We start from the raw sequence: 19,249 nt of genomic DNA, 5'->3' as shown, positions 1-19,249 counted from the left end.
CACTATGCAGGTGACCGAGCCGAGCAAAGCTGTCATCGAGGCCCGCGGCCTGCACTTTCGTGCGGGCGCGAGCCACATCCTGCGCGGGATCGACCTGACGGTGGAGCAGGGCGAGGTCGTCGCGCTCCTGGGCGCCAACGGCTCGGGCAAGTCCACCCTCGTCCGGGCGCTGGTCGGCATCAACACGCCGTCCGAGGGCACCGTGCGACTGCTCGGCGAGCCGCTCGGGACCGGCCGCCGCAGCGCAGCGGTCGACTGGAGCCGGATCGGCTACGTCCCCCAGCGCGCCGGGGCCGGCGGCGGCATCCCGTCCACCGCGCAGGAGGTGGTGGCCTCCGGTCTGCTGCACGGGCGCCGCCTGCGTCTCCCACGTGGCTGGCGCGACCAGGTGGAGCAGGCCCTCGAGCAGGTGGGTCTCGCCGACCGCGTGCGCGACCCGGTGCACCTCCTGTCGGGCGGTCAGCAGCAGCGCATCCTCATCGCGCGCGCCCTCGTCCGCGAGCCCGACCTGCTCGTGCTGGACGAGCCGGTCGCCGGCGTGGACGTCGCCAGCCAGGAGGCGTTCGCCACCACCATGGAGCGGCTGGTCGACGGCGGCCTGACCGTGCTCGTCGTGCTGCACGAGCTCGGCGAGCTCGAGCCGCTCGTCTCCCGCGCCGTCGTGCTGCGGCACGGCAAGGTCGTGCACGACGGCGCCCCGCCGCGGGCCCGCAACGACCACGACCGGGTGGGGCACCGGCACCAGCACCCGCACGCTGACGACAACGCCCTCGATACCGCCGAGACCAGGGCCTTCGACCTGGAGGTGCGCCCATGATCATGCTCATGCTGACCGACCCGTTCATGCAGCGCGCCCTCATCGCCGCGCTCCTCGTCGGCCTGACCGCGCCGGTCGTCGGCACCTACCTGGTGCAGCGCAAGCTCTCCCTGCTCGGCGACGGCATCGGGCACGTCGCCCTGACCGGTGTCGCCCTCGGCTGGCTCGTCGGCGCGGGCATGGGGCTCGCCCCCAGCGACGCCCTCGCCGTCCCCGGCGCCGTCGTCGCTGCGGTGGTCGGTGCTGTCCTCATCGAGGTGGTCCGCCGCCGCGGACGCACCTCCGGCGACCTCGCGCTCGCGATCATGTTCTACGGCGGCATCGCCGGCGGCGTCCTGCTCATCGGGATCGCCGGCGGCTCGTCCGGGAACCTCATGCAGTACCTGTTCGGCTCCATCTCGACGGTGTCCGAGGCCGACCTCTGGCTCACCGTCGTGCTCTCCCTCGTGGTGCTGACCATCGGGGTGGGCCTGCGGCACGCCCTGTTCTCGGTCAGTCACGACGAGGAGTTCGCCATCGCGTCCGGCCTGCCCGTGTGGGCGCTGAACGTCATCGTCGCCGTCGTCTCGGCCCTCACCGTCACGGTCGCCATGCGCGTCGTCGGCCTGCTGCTCGTCAGTGCGCTCATGATCGTGCCGGTCGCCGTGGCCCAGCAGGTCACGCACGCCTTCGGGCGCACCATGTTCACGGCGTGCGTCGTCGGCGTCGTGGTCTGCGTGTCCGGCCTGAGCATCACCTACTGGTACAACGTCTCGCCCGGCGCGACTATCGTGGTGCTCGCCATCGCGGTCTACGCGGTGGTCTCCCTGGTGGCACCGCTCCTGACCCGGCGGCGCCCCACGCACGACCCGCATCCCGATCTGCCCGACGACGTCGACCTGCCGGCTGCCGCAACGGAACGTGCGGCGGCCGCCGCGAAGGAGTGCCGCTGATGGCCGCACGAATGACCCGCCAGCGCACGGCTGTCGTCGAGGCGCTCGACGAGCTCGCCGACTTCCGCTCGGCCCAGCAGCTGCACGAGACCCTGCGGGCGCGCGGTGAGTCCGTCGGGCTGGCGACCGTCTACCGGGCGCTGCAGGCGCTCGCGGAGGCGAGCGAGGTCGACGTCCTGCGTGCCGAGGACGGCGAGAGCCTGTACCGCCGGTGCGCGCGCCGCGAGCACCACCACCACCTGGTGTGCCGCCACTGCGGCCGCACCGTCGAGATCGACGGTCCCACGGTCGAGGCCTGGGCCTCGAAGGTGGCTGCGGCGCAGGGCTTCGACGACATCGAGCACACGATCGAGCTCTGGGGCACCTGCGCGGACTGCCGCGCCGCGGCCGCACGCTGACCCCGGAGCTGCTGTCGGTGGCCGGGCCCTGCGCGGGGAGCGACCACCCGGGCGGGGTGTGTTGCGGTGGGTGGACAGTGTCTACTCCGCGCAACTTGCTCCGCTGACTACCTGTTTCCCCGGAGGCTGCCCGGCTTCGCAGGAAGAGTTCCGGTGGGTGTCCGCATTCGCAGGAGCGCATGGCAGGATGCGTGCATGACCTCAGCACGGCACCCCGCGAACCGGCGGGGCAGGCTCCCCGCGCGGGCTGAGGTGGTGGTGGTCGGCGGCGGCGCGATCGGTGCGTCGGTGGCGTTCCACCTCGCCGAGGACGGCGTCGACGTGCTGCTCCTCGAGGCCGACGAGCTCGCGTCCGGCAGCTCTGGCAAGCCCATCGGGGGAGTGCGGGCGCAGTTCTCCGACCCGGCGAACGTCGACCTCGGCAACCGCAGCCTCGAGCTGTACGAGAACTTCGCGAACCGCCCCGGCGCGGACATCGGGCTGCAGCAGCCCGGCTACCTGTTCCTCCTGCCGGACGCCGACGACGTCACGCTGTTCGAGCAGTCGGTGGCCATGCAGAACGAGCACGGGGTGGCGAGCCGCATGCTCGACCCCGACGCGGTCCGCCGGCTCAACCCGTACGTCGACGTCGACCGCTACGCAGGGGCGGCCTACGCCGCGCGTGACGGGTTCGCCTACCCGCGCGCCGTCGTCGAGGGGTACGCGGAGGGCGTCGAGCGCCTCGGCGGGACCGTCCGCACGCACGTCACCGCCACGGACGTCGAGACGAGGGACGACGCCGTCGTCGCCGTCTGGACCAGCCAGGGCCGGGTGCGCACGGGCGCCGTCGTGCTGTGCGCCGGCGCGTGGACGAGGGACCTGGCGACCAAGGCAGGACTCGACCTGCCCGTCGACCCGTACCGGCGGCAGATCGGCTTCACCCCTGCGCTGGACCCCGCACCGCTGCGCGTCCCGTTCACCATCGACTACGGCACCACGTTCTACTTCCACAACGCGGCGCCCGACGGCCTGCTGCTCGGCATCGCCGACCCCGCTACCCCCATCGCGTTCGAGCGCACCTACGACCCGGCCTGGCTGCCGCTGCTGCGCGGGGCGCTCGGGGCCTGCGCCCCCGACCTCGTGGACGTGCCCGTCGCTCGCGGCTGGGCAGGGCTCTACGAGATGACGCCGGACCACAACGCGCTGATCGGCGAAGCCACCGGCGTGCCAGGACGCGTCCTGTACGCCGCAGGATTCTCCGGCCACGGGTTCCTGCAGGCGCCCGCCGTCGGCGAAGCGGTGCGCGACCTCTATGCGGGCCGCACGCCCCGGATCGACGTGTCCGGGTTCAGCGCGGACCGGTTCGCCCGACCCGCCGCGGACAAGACCACCACAAGCCCAGGGCGACGGGGCCCTGAGGCGAACATCATCTGACGAACAGGAGAGATCGATGTCGGCACCGACGTTCCTCGAGCCCTGGCAGCTGAGGGCAGCGTTCGCACGCAGCCTCTCGGACATGTACGGGAAGGAGGTGCCCGCCTACACCACGCTGCTCGACGTGTCGCACGAGGTCAACGCCGACTTCGTGGCCCAGCACGGAGCGGAGGCGGAGCGGCTCGGGTCCATCGCGCGCGTCACCGCGGAGCGGCACGGCGCCATCCGGGTGGGCACGCCGACGGAGATGTCGCAGGTCGCCAGGATCTTCGGCGCGATGGGCATGTTCCCGGTCGGGTTCTACGACCTGCGCGACGCGTCGTCCAGCGCGGTCCCCGTGATCTCGACGGCGTTCCGCCCGATCGAGCGCGCTGAGCTGGCCCGCAACCCCTTCCGGGTCTTCACGTCGATGCTCGTCACGGCGGACCGCCGGTTCTTCACCGCGGACCTCGAGCGCCGCCTGGAGAGCTTCCTCGGCGCACGCACGCTGTTCGGCCCGGAGCTGCTGGCGCTCGCCGACCGGGCCGAGGCCGACGGAGGCCTGCCCGAGAACGAGGCAGCGGAGTTCCTGCGCCTGGCGACCGAGGCGTTCGAGCTGTCCGACGAGCCGGTGGACCAGGCCTGGTACCGCGAGCTGGAGGCGGTGAGCGCCGTCGCGGCCGACATCGGCGGTATCGCCTCGACGCACATCAACCACCTCACGCCCCGCGTGCTCGACATCGACGACCTGTACGCCCGCATGGAGGCGCGCGGGATCACCATGATCGACGCCGTCCAGGGTCCGCCCCGCTGGGCCGGCCCTGACGTGCTGCTGCGCCAGACGTCGTTCCGCGCGCTGGCCGAGCCGCGAACGTTCCGCACCGCCGACGGCGAGGTCGTGCACGACTCGCTGCGCGTGCGGTTCGGCGAGGTCGAGGCCCGCGGTATCGCGCTCACCCGCGAGGGCCGGGCGGCCTACGACGCCGCGGTGGTCCAGATCGACGAGGCAGCGGCGGCCGCCCGCGTGGAGGACCCCGGCTTCACGGAGGCGCAGCGCCAGGAGCTCGCCCGCGACGTCTGGCAGCAGACCTTCCCCACCACGGAGACGGCGCTCGCCGATCAGGGCCTGGGCTGGTTCACCTACGAGGTGGGTCCGGACGGCTCCGGCGTCGCTCGCGAGCCCGTCGTCTACGAGGACTTCCTGCCCCGCTCCGCTGCCGGCATCTTCCAGTCGAACCTGACCTCCGACGGCGCCAAGGACGTCAGCCAGGAGGGCACGGACCGGGACGCCGACTGGATGGCCGGCGCGCTCGGCCGCGCTCTGTTCGACCCCTTCGACCTGTACGCCGACCAGGTGGACAGGTCGCTCGCCGGCGCCGCCGAGACCCTCGGCGTCGACCCGGCCACCCTCACCACGCCCAACCGCACAACGGGAGCATCGCGATGACCAGCACCACCACCCACACCCCGCTGACGACCGAGCTGCGGGACGCCGCCCTCGCCGCCCTGGAGCGGCTGGGTGCCACCGTCCCCACCGGGACCGGCCTTGCCGTCGTCTCGCCCCTGTCCGGGCAGTCGCTCCTGGAGCTCCGGCGCGCCGGTGCGGCGGAGGCGGCCACCGTCGTCGGGCAGGCCGCGGAGGCCTTCACGACGTGGCGTTCGGTGCCCGCGCCCGTGCGCGGACAGGTCGTCAAGCGCCTGGGCGAGCTGCTCACCGAGCACAAGGCCGACCTGGCCGAGCTCGTCACCATCGAGGCGGGGAAGGTCACCAGCGAGGCCCTTGGCGAGGTCCAGGAGATGATCGACATCTGCGACTACGCCGTCGGGCTGTCGCGGCAGGTCGGCGGCCGCACCATGCCGTCAGAGCGCCCGGGCCACCGCCTCATGGAGACGTGGCACCCGATGGGCGTCGTCGGCGTGATCAGCGCGTTCAACTTCCCGGTCGCGGTCTGGTCCTGGAACACGGCGGTCGCGCTCGTCTGCGGTGACACGGTGGTGTGGAAGCCGAGCGAGAAGACCCTGCTCTCCGCCGTCGGGGCGTCCGCGCTGCTCGACCGGGCGCTCGCCGAGGCCGGCTTCCCCGCCGGAGTCTCGCAGCTGCTCCTCGGGGACCGCGAGGCGGGCGAGGCCCTGGTGGCCGACCCGCGCGTGGCGCTCGTCTCAGCGACCGGCTCGGAGCGGATGGGCCAGCAGGTCGCACCCGTCGTCGCCGCGCGTGGCGGCCGGTACCTGCTGGAGCTGGGCGGCAACAACGCGGCCGTCGTCGCGCCGTCGGCGGACCTCGACCTCGCGGTGCGCGGCACCGTGTTCGCCGCAGCGGGCACGGCGGGGCAGCGCTGTACGTCGCTGCGCCGCCTGATCGTGCACGAGTCGATCGTTGACGACGTCGTGGCCCGGCTCGCCAAGGTCTACACCGGGCTGCCGATCGGCGACCCGCGTGCCGAGGGCACGCTGGTGGGCCCGCTGGTCGACGCCGGCGCGCGCGACCGCATGCTCGCCGCCGTCGAAGAAGCGGTGGCAGCGGGCGGTGAGCTCGTCGTGGGCGGCACCACGGTGACGGTGCCTGGCGCCGAGGACGCGGCGTACGTCCAGCCGGCCATCGTGCGGATGCCGGCGCAGGCCGACGTCGTGAAGCGCGAGACGTTCGCGCCGATCCTGTACGTGCTGACCTACTCGGAGCTCTCTGAGGCCATCGCGGTCCACAACGACGTGCCACAGGGCCTGTCGTCCGCGATCTTCACGCTGGACGTGCGTGAGGCCGAGAGCTTCATGTCGGAGGTCGGTTCCGACTGCGGCATCGTGAACGTCAACATCGGCACCTCCGGTGCCGAGATCGGCGGCGCGTTCGGCGGCGAGAAGTCGACGGGCGGCGGGCGCGAGTCCGGCTCGGACGCCTGGAAGCAGTACATGCGCCGCGCGACGAACACGGTGAACTACTCCACCGAGCTGCCGCTGGCCCAGGGCGTCAACTTCGGCTGACAGACCCTGACAGAGCCTGACCGGGCCACCGCCGGCCGAGCCTGTCCTGCCACCGGGCAGGACGGGCTCGACCAGCAGGGGCGAGTCAGGAGAGGCCTGCCGGGACCGCCATCACCGAGCCGGTCTCGGTGGTCGGCACGTCGGTGCTCGGTGCGTACCTGTTCACGGCGCTGACCGGGACCCCGACCCGCTCCGCGACCTCTTCGAGCGAGAGGTTCTGCTCCCACCTGAGCACGCGGATCTCGCTGATCTGGTGCGTGGTGAGCGCCGGCGCGGCGCTGGTGACCGCTGGCGTCGTCCCGGTGCTGGGGCGCGTGTCCCAGTCCGTGGCCGGCTTCACGGGCGCGTACTTGCGTTCCAGCTGCACGCGCTCGATCTCTCCGGTCAGGGCGGGCTCGGACCCGGCCGGCACGGGCGCCGGCGCGGCGGCCTGCTCCTGCTCGGAGCTGTTGGTCAGAGCCGGCTCGTCGCGCGCGGACCTGTCCTGCTCGCCCCCGTCGGTCACGGTCAGGCCGAGCTGGACGCCGGCGGGAAGGGTCAGCTCTGGCAGGTGCACGCGGGTCAGCGCGCGGTCGGACGCGGTCCGCTCGAGCTCGCTCTGATCGGGCATCCACTCGCCGGCCAACGCCGCGGCCTCCTGGACGACGTCGCGGATCGTGCGCTCCGACTCCAGGTGCGGGCGGGTCACCTCAGCGGTGACGCCGGCCGGCACGTGGCGGTGGACGCGGGTCACCGCGGCATTCACGTCGGCGATGCGGGCGTCACGCTCGTCCTCGGGAGCGATCTGCGCGAGGCGCACCGCGTCGAGCATGTCCAGCACGGCCGTCTCGCGGTCGGTCTCGATCGTGGCCAGCCGATCGAGGTTGCGCGCGCTCGACGCCGACTGGAAGAACAGGTGTACCGCCACGGCGGCCAGGACGGGGGCGACGGCGCGAGACGCGGCGAAGATGCCCTCACCGAGCAGCCAGCCGTGCCAGGCGGCGAGCGCGCCGGACAGGACGCCGACGATGATCGCGCCGCCGAGCCAGCGTCCGTGACCGGACGGCGGACGGCCGCTCTCGAGAGCTCGGTCGGCTCGGCGCCTTCCCTCCCAGGCCAGGCCGATCACCAGTGCCTCGTAGGCGACACCGAGCGCGTAGCCGAGCTCGGGCCCCTCATAGGCGGCGATGGTGTGTGACATGCCGATGTAGGCCCAGGCCGAGAGCCCGAAGGCCCCCAGGAAGAAACCTGGGTTTCTGCGTATATCGGCGATGACCGCAGGAACGCGTCGAGGGCGTTTCTCCGATGCCATGATGGGTGTATGCCTTTCCGTCGGTACGGGTGGGTGAGGCTGGGTGGGGCGCGTGATCGGATCTCGGCCGCCGTTGTGGTGCAAGGCTGATCTTGGACCATGTTGGGCCCTTTGTGCTCTTTACGCAGGAGATCGAGTCAACCGATCGTGGGTGAGTTCGGCCCGGGGGCGAGATGACGGATGTCATGCGGACCTCGTGACACCCGGCAGCGGGCCAGGCGGCGACCCCGCAGCAGAGTGAGGGCATGACATCGACAACTGCCCCAGCGATCGAAGCGACGGGACTCGTCAAGGAGTTCCGCGGCACCGACGGCGTGGTTCGCGCCGTCGGCGGGCTCGACCTGGTGGTTCGGCCCGGTGAGGTGGTGGCCTTCCTCGGCCCGAACGGCGCCGGCAAGACCACCACCCTCGACCTGGTGCTCGGCCTGACGGTGCCGACCTCTGGAACGGTCCGGGTGTTCGGCAAGAAGCCGGCCCGCGCCATCGCGGACGGCCAGGTGGCGGCGGCACTGCAGACCGGCGGACTCCTGCGCGACCTCACCGTCCGCGAGACGGTGGAGCTGACCGCCGCACTGTTCGGCCGGACCACCTCTCCCGTTCCCTTCCTCGAGCGCGCAGGGATCGCCCACCTCGCCGACCAGAAGGTCGGCACGTGCTCCGGCGGCCAGCAGCAGCGCCTCCGGTTCGCCATGGCGCTGGTGTCCGACCCCGACCTCCTGCTGCTCGACGAGCCCACCACGGGCATGGACGTCCGGGGACGTCGCGAGTTCTGGACCGCGATCCGGCACGACGCCGAGGCCGGGCGCACCGTCGTGTTCGCCACGCACTACCTGGAGGAGGCGGACGCTCACGCGGACCGGATCGTTCTGGTCAGCCACGGCCGCGTGGTCGCCGACGGCCCGGTGGCCGAGGTCAAGGCGCTGGCGGCGTCCCGGAACCTCGAGGACGTCTTCCTCGCCCTCACCACGGACCCCGCGACCGCCTCGACGACCACCGAAGGAGCCGGCCGATGACCGCAACACCCCTGCCAGGGACGACCCGGCCGGCGTCGGGCAGCGCCATCCGCTCGACCGCACGCGCCGCCATCCTCCGCACCTACCTGCGGGTCGAGCTGCGCCGCACGCTGCGTGACCGCCGCACCCTGGTGTTCTCGCTCGCGCTCCCGCCCGCCGTCTTCCTGGGGGTCGGCGCCTCGGCCGACGACGGGACCAGCCAGGTCGGTCCGGAGACGAACCTCATGGCTTCCCTCCTGGTGTCCATCGCGTTGTACGGCGCGCTGCTGACGGCGACGTCGGGCGGGGCAAGCGTCGCCGTGGAACGCGCTCAGGGCTGGACAAGGCAGCTGCGCCTCACGCCCCTCGAGCCGTGGGCCTACGTGCTGGTCAAGGTGCTGGCCTCGATGGCGATCGGAGCCGTCTCCGTGCTCCTCACATTCGTTGTCGGGGCCTTCGGCGGCGCGCAGCTGCCCGCGTCCGCCTGGGTCCTGTGCGCGCTCATCGCCTGGAGCGGCTCGCTCGTCTTCGCCGCGTTCGGCCTGTTCCTCGGCTACCTCCTACCCACGGAGAGCGTGGTCAAGGTGCTCGGCCCCGTGCTGACGGTGCTCTCGTTCGCCGGCGGTCTGTTCCTGCCGTTCAGCGACGGCACCGTGTTCGGCGACGTCTCCCGGGTGATGCCGACCTACGGGCTCGCCGAGCTCGCCCGCGCGCCGCTCGGCGGTGCGTCCTTCGAGGCCGTCGCCGTGATCAACGTGGTGGCCTGGGCCGTGATCTTCTTCGCCGGCGCGGTCTGGCGGTTCCGCAAGGACACGGCCCGGGTGTGAGGATGACCGCGTGACGACGCAACAGGAACCCCCGGGCGGGCGGCCAGGGAACCGGGCGCCGAGGCGGGCCTGGCTCGGCCCCCTGCTGGCCGTGATCTGGGTCATCTTCCTCGCCGCACCGCTGCAGGAAGCGGCAGGCGCCGCGACGATCCCGATGCGCCTGCTCGGCGTGGCCGGCGTCGCGGGGCTCGCGGCACTGTTCGCCTGGTCGTTCGTCCGGCACTGGGCTGGCAGGGCCCCGACGCAGCGGACAGCCATGCTGCTCGTCGCCGCCGAGCTCGCGTGCGTCGCGCTGATCACGCTCGCCGCCGGGCAGCAGGGCCTCGCCGGCCTCGTGCTCGTCTGCGCCACGGTGATGATGTTCGCGTCCGCACGGCTCGGCCTCGTCGTCGTGGCCGTCCTCGTCCTCGCCCTGCTGGCACTCCCTCGCATGGTTCCCGGTTGGCAGCCAGACGACGGACTGGTGCTGACCGCCCTGCTCGCGAGCGTCGCCATGTTCAGCTTCCGCCGGGCAGCCGAACGCAACCGCAGCCTGCACCGGGCACAGGAAGAGGTCGCAGCGCTCGCCGTCGCCCAGGAGCGAGACCGGATCTCCCGCGACATGCACGACATCCTCGGCCATTCCCTGACCGTCGTGTCCGTGAAGGGGGAGCTGGCCGCGCGCCTCCTGCGCAGCGGGCACGGGCCGGACGGCGCTCCCGCGTCCGCGCCGGAAACGCAGCGCGCCGAGGCCGAGCTCAGCGAGATCCAGACGCTCGCCCGCTCGGCGCTCGCCGACATGCGGGGGCTGGTGGCAGGCACGCGCCGGCTTACCCTGGCCGGCGAGCTCGCCGCTGCCCGGTCTGCCTTCGACGCCGCCGGGATCGACGCCGACCTGCCCGGCGCTGTGGACGAGGTCGCCGAGCCCTACCGCGCCGTCTTCGCCTGGGCGCTGCGGGAGGGCACCACCAACGTGCTGAGGCACGCGGCCGCGCGACGCGTGGTGGTCAGGCTGACGCCCACTTCGCTCGTGGTCGACGACGACGGGCGTGGTCTGCCCCCGGACCGGGCGGCGTCGTCCGACGGGGGCGGGAACGGGCTGCCTGGGCTGACTGACCGGGCCGAGGCTGTCGGGCTCGTGGTCGAGACCGGGCCGAGCCCGCTGGGCGGCCTGCGGCTCGCGGTGCACGAGCCTGCCGCGGCAGTGCCTGACGACGCCGTGCACGACGGCGATCTGCCCGACGGAAAGGAGCTCGCATGATCCGGCTGCTGCTTGCCGACGACCAGGCGCTCGTGCGCGGCGCGCTCGCCGCACTGCTCGACCTGGAGTCGGACCTGGAGGTCGTGGCGCAGGTGGGCCGCGGCGACGAGGTGGTCCCCGCAGCGCGCGAGGCGCGGGTCGACGTCGCGCTGCTCGACGTCGAGATGCCAGGCCTGGACGGGATCGCCACGGCTGCCGCCCTCGCGACGGAGGTGCCGGGTTGTCGGTCGTTGATCGTGACGACCTTCGGGCGGCCCGGCTACCTGCGCAGGGCGCTGGACGCGGGGGCGAGCGGGTTCGTGGTCAAGGACACGCCCTCAGGGCAGCTGGCCGATGCCGTGCGCCGCGTGCACTCCGGGCTGCGCGTCGTGGATCCGGACCTGGCGGTGGCGTCGCTCGCGGTCGGTTCCAGCCCGCTCACCGAGCAGGAGGCGCGCGTGCTGGTGCTCGCGGCCGACGGGGGGACCGTCGCGCACGTTGCGGCCGAGGCCCACCTGTCGGAGGGCACCGTGCGCAACTATCTGTCCTCGGCGATGGGGAAGTCCGGCGCACGGACGCGGGCCGAGGCCGTGCGGATCGCTCAGGAGAACGGCTGGCTGTGAGGCGCGGCCGCGGTGGGCGGGGTCAGCCGGCCGGGACCCATTCGCCCGGCAGGGTGAAGTTCGTGCCGAACTCGGCGGGACGGTAGCCTTCCCGCTCCGCCGTCACCGTCACTCTGGCCTGGTGGCCGGCACGGCCGCCCCCGATCCAGATCCGCGGGCCGGGCGTGTACTCCGCCCACTTGATGGTCTCGCCGTTGTCGATGTCGTACCAGGCCCACGTGTAGGTGACGTTGGGGTCCTGGTCGACGTCGCAGTGGGCGAACCACCCGGAGTTCACCTTGCCGGGGCTCAGGCGGATCGAGCAGTCCGGCTGCGGCACCGACGGCTGCGGCACCGTGTCGGTGGGGTCGGAGAGCGCCTCGGCCTCGGCGTACCCAGTGCGGGCCGCGGTCAGCCTGACCTGGACGGCCTTGCCGACGTCGTCGAGCGCGACGGTGTAGGTGCACGACCCGAGGTTGTCCCGCTCCTCGCCGCCGATGCTCCACAGGCATGCGGTGGTGTCCGGCTTCGGGGTCCAGCCAGTCGCTTCCGCGGTGATCTTCTGGCCCACCTGGACCTGGGCCGGGATCGTCACGGCGCCCGGCTGGAACCGCGCCGGGCCCGCGTCCTGCTCACCGGCCGGCGTGGCATCCGGCTCGGCGACGGGCGTGCCGACCGGTGCGGGGGTCGCCGACGGCTTCGCCTTGGGCTTCTTCGGGGACGGGCTCGGGCTGGGCCTGCCGGACGGCTCGGCCGACGCCGACACCTCGCCCTGGGGCGTGGCGAGCGCCGCAGGAGTGTCGTCGGGAGCCAGGAAGTGCACGACCGCCGCCGCGCCGCCGCCGCCGGCCAGCACCAGGCCCGTCGCGACCAGACCGGTCAGCACCCTGCGGCGTATCCGGTCCGACGGTGCGGGCACCGCCGGTCGTTCCGGCACGGTCGTGGCGGCCGACGACGGCTCTGCGCGCAGCACCGTGTCCTCGTCCGACATTCCGGGGAAGGCAGGGCCGGTACCGGTGCCGGTGGGCTGGGTGTACGGCGGATCGGCGAGCGACGCGAGCACCGCCGCCGCCGTCGGACGCCCGGCGGGGTCCTTGGCCAGGCAGGCGCCGACCAGGCCACGCAGCCCTGCCGGCAGGGCGTCGAGGGCCGGCGTCTCGTGCACGATCCGGTAGGTGACCGTCGCGAGGCTGCCTGTCCCGAACGGCGGCGACCCGGCCGCCGCGAGGTGGGTGACGGCGCCGAGCGACCACACGTCGGTGGCGGAGGTGACCGTCTCGCCCCTGGCCTGCTCGGGCGACATGAACTGGGGCGTACCCGGCTGCATGCCCGTGGTGGTCAACGACGTGGCATCCGAGTCGGAGACGATGCCCATGTCGATCAGCACCGGCCCGTCGGGGCCGAGCAGCACGTTGGCGGGCTTGACGTCGCGGTGGACGAGCCCTTCCCGATGGACCGCGTCGAGCGCCTCGGACAGACCGGCCACGAGCTCGCGGACCGCCTCCTGGGGCAGGCTCCCCACCTCGGCGATGGCCTGCGCCAGGGTGGGTCCCGGCACGAACTCGGTGGCCAGCCAGGGCATGGGTGCGTCGACGTCGAAGTCGACGACGGCCGCCATGCGGCGGCTGCGCACCTTCGTCGCGGCCGACACCTCGCGGCGGAAGCGCGCCCGGAACTCGCGATCGTCGGTGCGTTCCGGGTGGATCACCTTGATGGCGAGCAGACGACCGCTCCGGGTGGCCCCGAGGTACACCACGCCCATGCCGCCATGGCCCAGCCTGCCGCGGATCTCGTAGCCGCCGAGCTCCGGCGGGTCGTCGGCGGTGGGTGGTGCGATCTCTGGTGTGCGGACATGTCGCGCCACGTCGGACAGCACGGAGAACTCCCTCGGGTCGGATGGGCTCACTCAGGGAGAGCCAGCCGATCGGCGCGCTCGCCGGACGGCGGAAGGAGCGTATCGGACCTGACGCGGGTCCTGGTCCCGTACCCTGCGCTGCACCCTTCGTCAGCCGCCGCTGACGCTCAGCTCGGCCTCGCGCAGCTTGGCCTCGAACTCCTCGGACAGGTCGCGGGAGTCGAGCCAGCCGTACGGCAGGTGCGGCGTCTTGGGCGAACCGGCACGGCCGCGCGGGCCCTCTGCGTCGTCCCCGGGGTACGGCGCGTCCAGGTCGAGGCCATCGAGCCGCTCGCGCAGCTCGGCCAGGGTGTTGATGAGGGCGAGCTCGTGCCGCTTCTCGCCGCCGACCGCGTACCCCTTGAGATACCAGGCCATGTGCTTGCGCAGGTCACGCATGCCCTTGCCCTCGTCGCCGTCGAAGTAGTCGACCATGAGCCTGCCGTGCCGGTAGATCGCGTCCGCGACCTCGCGCAGGCCCGGGCGGACCCTCAGGTCCGAGCCGTTGAACGCGGCGGCCAGGTCGGTGAACAGCCAGGGGCGGCCCTGGCAGCCCCTGCCGACGACGACGCCGTCGGCGCCCGTCTGCTCGACCATGCGCAGGGCGTCCTCGGCGGACCAGATGTCGCCGTTGCCGAGCACCGGAACGGTGCGCACGGCCTCCTTGAGGCGGGCGATGGCCTCCCACTCCGCCTGACCGGAGTAGTGCTCGGCGGCGGTGCGGGCGTGCAGCGCGACGGCGGCGACACCGAGCGACTCCGCGATCCGGCCGGCCTCGAGGTAGGTCAGGTGGTCGTCGTCGATCCCCTTGCGCATCTTGATCGTGACGGGCACGCCGTACGGCGCGGCGGCGTCGACCGCCGCCTTCACGATGTCCGTGAACAGCTGCTTCTTCCAGGGCAGCGCGGCGCCACCACCCTTGCGGGTCACCTTGGGTACCGGGCAGCCGAAGTTGAGGTCGACGTGGTCGGCGCGGTCCTCGCCGGCGATGATCTTCACGGCGGCGCCCACCGTGGCCGGGTCCACGCCGTACACCTGGGCCGAGCGCGGTGTCTCGTCCTCGCCGAACGTCACGATCCGCAGCGCCTCGACGTTGCGCTCCACGAGCGCCCGGCTGGTGACCATCTCGGCGACGTACAGGCCCGGGTCGAACCCGGCCGCGCGCCCTGCCTCGCGGCACAGCGTGCGGAACGCACGGTTGGTCACCCCGGCCATGGGAGCGAGCACCACCGGCGTGGCGACGGTGATGGGGCCGATCTGCAACGGCTTGAGCAGGGGAGCCGTCGGCGCAGGCGGGGCGGGGTGGAGAGCGGTGTCGAGGGCGGTGGTCACGGCCCCATTCTTCCATCTGTGTCGCGTCTGGTGACGGCGTGTGGCGACGTTCACGTCCGCCGTTGCTCTCCGCGCCCTCGTGCGAGGCCCTGTTGCCGGAACGGTGAGCCGACGGCGCGTCAGTCGCGGACGGCCGGGACCTGCCCCGTGACCGACTGCTCGTCCTCCCAGCACTGGACGCCGCCGACGTCGGGCAGCAGGTCCCTGGTGAACACCGGGTCGCGGCCGGCCCGCCGCTGGCGCGAGTAGTCGCGCAGCAGCCGGAACGCGATGCCGGAGAGCAGCGCGATGGCCACGAGATTCACCAGCGCCATCAGGCCCATGATCCCGTCGGCCGTGTTCCAGATCAGGGCGGAGTCAAGCACCGACCCCGCGAAGACGGCCACGACGACGAGCGTGCGGTACCCGGTCAGGACCGTGGGCGAGCTGGTGATGAACTCGATGTTGGACTCGCCGTAGTAGTAGTTCCCGAGGATCGAGCTGAAGGCGAGCAGGAAGATGATCACCGCGAGCAGCCAGGTCGACCAGGAGCCGAGGTTCGTGGCGAGCGCCGCCTGGGTGAGGCCGATCCCAGCGGCGGCGCCGGCCAGGTCAGGGGTGGAGACCAGGATGATGAACGCGGTGATCGAGCAGACGAGGAAGGTGTCGAAGTAGACGCCGAGCGTCTGGACCAGGCCCTGCTTCACGGGGTGGGTCACCGCGGCGCTCGCGCCCGCGTTCGGCGCGGAACCCAGACCGGCCTCGTTCGAGAACATCCCGCGCTTCACGCCCTGCAGGATGACCGTGCCGACAGCGCCGCCGAAGACCTCCTGTGCGCCGAAGGCCTCGGTGAAGATCAGTGCGGTCACCTCGGGAACCCGCTCGACGTTCAGGGCGACGATGACGATCCCGACCGCGAGGTACAGCAGCGCCATCGTCGGCACCACCGCCTGGGTCACCTGGGCGATCCGCCGCACACCGCCGAACACGACGAGGCCGGACAGCACAGCCAGCACCACCGCGACGACCCAGGGCACCGCGCCGCCGGCGGAGCCCTCGCCGACGGCGGCGTCGAGCGTCGCCGCGATCGTGTTGGCCTGCAGCGACGAGAACGCGAACGGGAAGCAGACGATGAGGATGACGGCGAACAGGATGCCCATCCACCGGGCCCCGAGCCCGTGCTGCATGTAGTAGGCGGGGCCGCCGCGGAAGCCGTCGGCGTCGCGGACCTTGAAGAGCTGGCCGAGCGTGGACTCGACGAACGACGACGCGCCGCCGACGAACGCCATGAGCCACATCCAGAACACCGCCCCTGGCCCGCCGAGGGCGATGGCGGTACCGACCCCTGCGATGTTGCCGACGCCGACGCGGGACGCCGCGGAGACGGTGAACGCCTGGAACGCCGACAGCGACTGCGGTCTCCCGTCGGCGTCCTGGGGCGTCTTGTCGGTCAGGGTGCGGAACATCTCCGGGAGGAGCCGGAGCTGGACCACCCTGCTCCGGATCGTGAACCAGAGCCCGAGGACCGCGAGCACGGGGAGTACGGCCCTGGTCCAGAGGATGTCACCGGCAGAGAGGACCCAGGCGTCGAGCATTTCCATCAGGCCAGCATGGGGCCGGTGCCGTCCGTCCGCCTGGTCAACCGGAGCCTTTGCGACGTCCGCGCCGTCGTCGCACGGCCTGGTCCTGCCGCATCTTTTGCCGATCCCCTCTGCGCATGTTTGTAATTGTTCTGCCGGAGCATCGAGGGGCGCGAGGCGACCGGACACGTGGACCGGGGTTCCGGACGCGCCCGATCGCTATGGGGGTCTCGCGATGCAGGCTGAGAACCGCACGGAGCAGCACACGGCAAAGCTCAGCGTCGGCACGCTCACCGCGATGGTCGTCGGGTCGATGGTGGGCGCAGGGGTGTTCTCGCTCCCGAGCCGGTTCGCCGGTGAGACCGGAGTGCTCGGCGCGCTGATCTCCTGGCTGGTGGCGGGCACCGGCATGCTGACGCTGGCCTTCGTGTTCCAGCGGCTCGCGATGCGCAAGCCCGACCTCGACTCGGGTGTCTACGCCTACGCGAAGGCCGGCTTCGGCGAGTATCTCGGCTTCTTCTCGGCGTTCGGGTACTGGGCCAGCGCGTGCGTCGGCAACGTCACCTACTGGATCCTCATCATGTCGACGGTGGGTGCGGTGCTGCCCGCCCTGGGGGAGGGCGACACGCTCGCCGCGTTCGCCGTGTCGACGGTGTGCGTCTGGCTGTTCTACCTACTGGTCCGCCGCGGCGTGAAGGAAGCGGCGACGATCAACCGCATCGTCACCGTCGCCAAGGTGCTGCCGATCATCGCGTTCGTGCTGATCGCGGTCTTCCTGCTGGACGTGCAGGTCCTCATGGACAACTTCGAGGGCTACGGGATCACCGGCCCGCTGTTCGAGCAGGTCCGGGGCACCATGCTCGCCACGGTCTTCGTCTTCCTGGGCGTCGAGGGCGCGAGCGTCTACTCGCGCCACGCGCGCCGCAGGGAGGACGTCGGCAGGGCCACGGTCCTCGGGTTCCTGATGGTGCTGGCAATCTTCGCCTCGGTCACGATCGTCTCGTACGGCATCCTGCCGATGGAGGAGCTCGCCGAGCTGCGCCAGCCGTCGATGGCGGGCGTGCTCGAGGCGGCGGTGGGCGGCTGGGGCGCCGCGTTCGTGAGCGTCGGGCTGATCGTCTCGGTCCTCGGTGCGTACCTCGCCTGGACCCTCATGTCCTCGGAGGTGCTGTACGTCGCCGCGAAGGACGGCGACATGCCGCGCTTCCTCGCACGGTCGGACGCGAACGACGTGCCACGGTCCGCCCTCCTGCTGACGACGATCCTGATCCAGGTGATGCTCCTCGTCACGCTGGTGTCCGACGACGCGTTCACCTTCGCGCTGGACCTCACGAGCGCGCTCTCGCTGATCCCGTTCCTGCTCGCCGCCGGGTACGCGCTCAAGCTGGCGGCCGGCCGCGGCGGGCCCGCGCACGGCAACCCGACGACGCGCGACCTCGTCATCGCGGTGGCCGCAGTGCTCTACACCGCGTTCCTGCTGTTCGCGGCCGGCCTGACGTTCGTGCTGCTGTCGTTCGTGATCTATGCGCCGGCGACGATCCTCTTCGCGATGACCCGCCGCGAGCAGGGCAGACGGGTGTTCAGCAGGGGCGAGCTGGTGATCTTCGTCGTGTCAGTGATCGGCGGGTTGGCCGGCGTCGTCGCGCTCGCGACGGGCGCGATCTCCATCTGACCCGGCCGCGACGCCCAGCGGCCGGTACCCACAGGGAGGAAGGCACACCATGACCATGCAGAGCGGCGACACACCACCACCTTCGGCGGCCTACGGGGTGCACTCAGAGGTGGGACGGCTCCGCAAGGTGCTTGTCTGCCGGCCGGGGCTGGCGCACCGGCGGCTCACCCCCACGACCTCGGACGACCTGCTCTTCGACGACGTGCTCTGGGTGGACAAGGCGATCGAGCACCACGCAGGGTTCGTCGCCGACCTGCGGTCCCGCGGCGTCGACGTCGTCGAGCTGCACGACGTGCTCGCCGAGACCGTGCAGGTGCCCGGGGCGCGGGACTGGTTGCTGGACCGCAAGATCGTCCCGGGGATCGTCGGCACGGGGCTGATCGACGGGACCCGCGGGTTCCTCGAGGGGCTGGTCCCCGAACAGCTCGCCGAGTACCTGATCGGGGGGCTGGCCACCCACGACGTGCCGGACCTGCCTGCGGCGTACCGGTCGCTGGCCGAGTACACGGCCGACTCCCGCGAGTACCTGATGGCCCCGGTGCCCAACACCCTGTTCACCCGCGACACGACCTGCTGGCTGTACGGCGGGGTGACGCTCAACCCCCTGTACTGGCCGGCGCGGCACGACGAGACGCTGCTGATGAAGGCCGTCTACGAGTTCCACCCGGACTTCGTCGGGTCGACGGTCTGGTGGGGCGACCCGGAGACCGACCACCAGCGGGCCACGCTCGAGGGCGGTGACGTGATGCCGGTCGGCAACGGCACGGTGCTGGTGGGGATGAGCGAACGCACGTCACGGCAGGCGATCACCCAGGTCGCCGAGGCGCTGTTCGAGCGAGGCGCGGCCGAGCAGGTGATCGTCGCGGGCATGCCGAAGCTGCGTGCGGCCATGCACCTCGACACCGTCATGACGTTCGCCGACGTCGACACGGTCACCGTCTATCCGCGCATCGTCGGGGCCATCCACCCGTTCGTGCTGCGGCCGGGCACCGGCGGCGGCCTCTCCGTCACCGACGAGGGCAGCGCGACGTTCCTCGAGGTCGTCGCCAGGGAGACCGGTCTTGGCGCGTTGCAGGTCATCGAGACCGGCGGCGACGTCTACGAGTCGGAGCGACAGCAGTGGGACAGCGGCAACAACGCCGTCGCCGTCGAGCCGGGCGTGGTGTTCACCTATGACCGCAACACGACCACCAACGACCTGCTGCGCAAGGCGGGGATCGAGGTGATCGAGATCAACGGCGCGGAGCTCGGCCGCGGCCGGGGCGGCGGCCACTGCATGACGTGCCCGATCATCCGCGACCCGGCAACCTGACCTCTTGGGTGTCTGACCCCTTGGCTGTGGG

Annotated in this window: 16 protein-coding genes; 12 read left to right on the top strand and 4 right to left on the bottom strand. The window is 72.1% G+C overall.

Going from position 1 to position 19,249, the window contains the following annotated elements; all coding sequences use genetic code 11:
• Nucleotides 1-4 precede the first annotated feature (4 nt).
• From ACFS27_RS03610 to amaB, 6 genes are all read left to right on the top strand, one after another.
• The gene (locus ACFS27_RS03610; RefSeq protein WP_377183580.1) at nt 5-817 is read left to right on the top strand and encodes a metal ABC transporter ATP-binding protein; all 813 of its coding nucleotides are present in this window, start codon (nt 5-7) and stop codon (nt 815-817) included.
• Nucleotides 814-1,749 (top strand): metal ABC transporter permease, encoded by a 936-nt coding sequence (locus ACFS27_RS03605; protein ID WP_377180436.1) that lies wholly within the window; start codon nt 814-816, stop codon nt 1,747-1,749. The genes ACFS27_RS03610 and ACFS27_RS03605 overlap by 4 nt, the downstream gene beginning before the upstream one ends.
• On the top strand, nt 1,749-2,147 hold the full coding sequence (locus ACFS27_RS03600) for a Fur family transcriptional regulator (RefSeq protein ID WP_377180434.1): 399 nt from the start codon (nt 1,749-1,751) through the stop codon (nt 2,145-2,147). The genes ACFS27_RS03605 and ACFS27_RS03600 overlap by 1 nt, the downstream gene beginning before the upstream one ends.
• A gap of 195 nt (nt 2,148-2,342) precedes the next feature.
• A complete protein-coding gene (locus tag ACFS27_RS03595) occupies nt 2,343-3,560 on the top strand; it encodes an NAD(P)/FAD-dependent oxidoreductase (RefSeq protein ID WP_377180432.1) in 1,218 nt (405 codons plus the stop codon).
• A gap of 16 nt (nt 3,561-3,576) precedes the next feature.
• Nucleotides 3,577-4,986, top strand: a complete 1,410-nt coding sequence (gene hglS / locus ACFS27_RS03590) for a 2-oxoadipate dioxygenase/decarboxylase (RefSeq protein WP_377180430.1) — start codon at nt 3,577-3,579, stop codon at nt 4,984-4,986.
• Entirely contained in the window at nt 4,983-6,518 is a 1,536-nt protein-coding gene (amaB, locus tag ACFS27_RS03585; RefSeq protein ID WP_377180428.1) for an L-piperidine-6-carboxylate dehydrogenase, read from the top strand. The genes hglS and amaB overlap by 4 nt, the downstream gene beginning before the upstream one ends.
• A gap of 85 nt (nt 6,519-6,603) precedes the next feature.
• Here the strand turns inward: amaB and ACFS27_RS03580 are convergent, their stop codons facing one another.
• Entirely contained in the window at nt 6,604-7,698 is a 1,095-nt protein-coding gene (locus ACFS27_RS03580; protein WP_377180426.1) for a helix-turn-helix domain-containing protein, read from the bottom strand.
• 356 nt (nt 7,699-8,054) lie between these two features.
• On the opposite strand from ACFS27_RS03580, the gene ACFS27_RS03575 reads away from it, so the two are divergent.
• Genes ACFS27_RS03575 through ACFS27_RS03560 form a run of 4 tightly spaced genes read left to right on the top strand, consistent with a single transcriptional unit; the run spans nt 8,055 to nt 11,470 of the window.
• On the top strand, nt 8,055-8,822 hold the full coding sequence (locus tag ACFS27_RS03575) for an ABC transporter ATP-binding protein (RefSeq protein ID WP_377180424.1): 768 nt from the start codon (nt 8,055-8,057) through the stop codon (nt 8,820-8,822).
• The gene (locus tag ACFS27_RS03570) at nt 8,819-9,628 is read left to right on the top strand and encodes an ABC transporter permease (protein WP_377180422.1); all 810 of its coding nucleotides are present in this window, start codon (nt 8,819-8,821) and stop codon (nt 9,626-9,628) included. The genes ACFS27_RS03575 and ACFS27_RS03570 overlap by 4 nt, the downstream gene beginning before the upstream one ends.
• Before the next feature lie 10 nt (nt 9,629-9,638).
• Nucleotides 9,639-10,868 carry a sensor histidine kinase gene (locus ACFS27_RS03565; protein ID WP_377180420.1) on the top strand — a complete coding sequence of 410 codons (1,230 nt, stop codon included), beginning with the start codon at nt 9,639-9,641 and terminating at the stop codon, nt 10,866-10,868.
• Nucleotides 10,865-11,470: a response regulator transcription factor gene (locus ACFS27_RS03560; protein ID WP_377180418.1), complete on the top strand. Its 606-nt coding sequence runs from the start codon at nt 10,865-10,867 to the stop codon at nt 11,468-11,470. The genes ACFS27_RS03565 and ACFS27_RS03560 overlap by 4 nt, the downstream gene beginning before the upstream one ends.
• Nucleotides 11,471-11,492: 22 nt before the next feature.
• Here the strand turns inward: ACFS27_RS03560 and ACFS27_RS03555 are convergent, their stop codons facing one another.
• The 3 genes from ACFS27_RS03555 to ACFS27_RS03545 form a co-directional block, all read right to left on the bottom strand.
• Nucleotides 11,493-13,325: a serine/threonine-protein kinase gene (locus ACFS27_RS03555; protein WP_377180416.1), complete on the bottom strand. Its 1,833-nt coding sequence runs from the start codon at nt 13,323-13,325 to the stop codon at nt 11,493-11,495.
• A 129-nt stretch (nt 13,326-13,454) separates the two neighbouring features.
• Nucleotides 13,455-14,675 carry a tRNA dihydrouridine synthase DusB gene (dusB, locus tag ACFS27_RS03550; RefSeq protein ID WP_377180414.1) on the bottom strand — a complete coding sequence of 407 codons (1,221 nt, stop codon included), beginning with the start codon at nt 14,673-14,675 and terminating at the stop codon, nt 13,455-13,457.
• Between the two features lie 119 nt (nt 14,676-14,794).
• A complete protein-coding gene (locus tag ACFS27_RS03545) occupies nt 14,795-16,255 on the bottom strand; it encodes an alanine/glycine:cation symporter family protein (protein ID WP_377180412.1) in 1,461 nt (486 codons plus the stop codon).
• 214 nt (nt 16,256-16,469) lie between these two features.
• Between ACFS27_RS03545 and ACFS27_RS03540 the strand changes: the two genes are divergently transcribed.
• Both ACFS27_RS03540 and ACFS27_RS03535 read left to right on the top strand, forming a co-directional pair.
• Nucleotides 16,470-17,906 carry a basic amino acid/polyamine antiporter gene (locus tag ACFS27_RS03540; protein ID WP_377180410.1) on the top strand — a complete coding sequence of 479 codons (1,437 nt, stop codon included), beginning with the start codon at nt 16,470-16,472 and terminating at the stop codon, nt 17,904-17,906.
• A gap of 49 nt (nt 17,907-17,955) precedes the next feature.
• Nucleotides 17,956-19,218 (top strand): arginine deiminase, encoded by a 1,263-nt coding sequence (locus ACFS27_RS03535; protein WP_377180408.1) that lies wholly within the window; start codon nt 17,956-17,958, stop codon nt 19,216-19,218.
• Nucleotides 19,219-19,249: the final 31 nt, after the last annotated feature.

Source organism: Promicromonospora vindobonensis (genome assembly GCF_042685865.1).
In the GTDB taxonomy this organism is placed as follows: Bacteria; Actinomycetota; Actinomycetes; order Actinomycetales; family Cellulomonadaceae; genus Promicromonospora; species Promicromonospora vindobonensis.
Note: the sequence above shows the minus strand (reverse complement) of the source record. Positions and strands in the feature narration are given on the sequence as shown.